The 904-nt window shown below is 63.7% G+C and carries 2 protein-coding genes; both read left to right on the top strand.

What is annotated here, in order from left to right; all coding sequences use genetic code 11:
• Positions 1 to 507, top strand: a 507-nt coding sequence (locus A6M56_RS03720; RefSeq protein WP_286757764.1) for a branched-chain amino acid ABC transporter permease, incomplete at its 5' end; no start/stop codon positions are given.
• A gap of 27 nt (positions 508 to 534) precedes the next feature.
• Positions 535 to 904 (top strand): branched-chain amino acid ABC transporter permease (locus tag A6M56_RS03715; protein ID WP_286757762.1); only part of this gene is annotated, 370 nt, incomplete at its 3' end.

The raw sequence follows: 904 nt of genomic DNA, 5'->3' as shown, positions 1-904 counted from the left end.
CCGTATTCGGTGCCGGACGCCTTGTCGGGCGCCTTCAACCTCGGCTTCATGATCCTGCCGAAGTACCGCGCCTGGGTGGTGTTCGCGTCCTTGGCGGTGTGCCTGGCGACCTGGTTCGTGATCGAGAAGACCAAGCTGGGCGCTTACCTGCGCGCGGGCACCGAGAACCCGAAGCTGGTGGAGGCATTCGGCATTAACGTGCCGCTGATGGTGACGCTGACCTATGGCTTCGGCGTGGCGCTGGCGGCGTTTGCCGGCGTCTTGGCCGCGCCGGTGGTGCAGGTGTCTCCCTTGATGGGCAGCAACCTGATCATCGTGGTGTTCGCGGTGGTGGTGATCGGCGGCATGGGGTCGATCCTGGGCTCGATCGTCACCGGCTTGGGGCTGGGCGTGATCGAGGGCCTGACCCGCGTGTTTTATCCGGAAGCGTCGGCGACTGTCGTGTTCATCATCATGGCCATCGTCCTGATGATCCGTCCGGCCGGCCTGTTCGGCAAAGAGAAGTAATTCGTCGTCATTCGAAACGGTTCCGCCATGAACAAGAAAATCGGTTACGCAATCGCCCTCATCGTCGCGCTGGCCGCCCCCTTCGTGATGTACCCGGTGTTTTTGATGAAGCTGCTGTGCTTTGCGCTGTTCGCCTGCGCGTTCAATCTGCTGCTCGGCTTCACCGGCCTGTTGTCGTTCGGCCATGCGGCCTTCCTGGGCGGCGCCGGCTACGTCACCGGCTATGCGCTGCGTAACCTGGGGCTGCCGTTCGAACTGGGCATCCTGCTCGGCACCGCGGCGGCGGCCCTGATCGGGCTGATCATGGGCTTGCTGGCGATCCGGCGGCAGGGCATCTACTTTGCGATGATCACGCTGGCGCTGGCGCAGATGCTGTACTTCGTCTGCCTGCAGGCGC

Source organism: Ralstonia sp. RL, assembly GCF_001683835.1.
Taxonomy (GTDB): Bacteria; Pseudomonadota; Gammaproteobacteria; order Burkholderiales; family Burkholderiaceae; genus Ralstonia; species Ralstonia mannitolilytica.
Note: the sequence above shows the minus strand (reverse complement) of the source record. Positions and strands in the feature narration are given on the sequence as shown.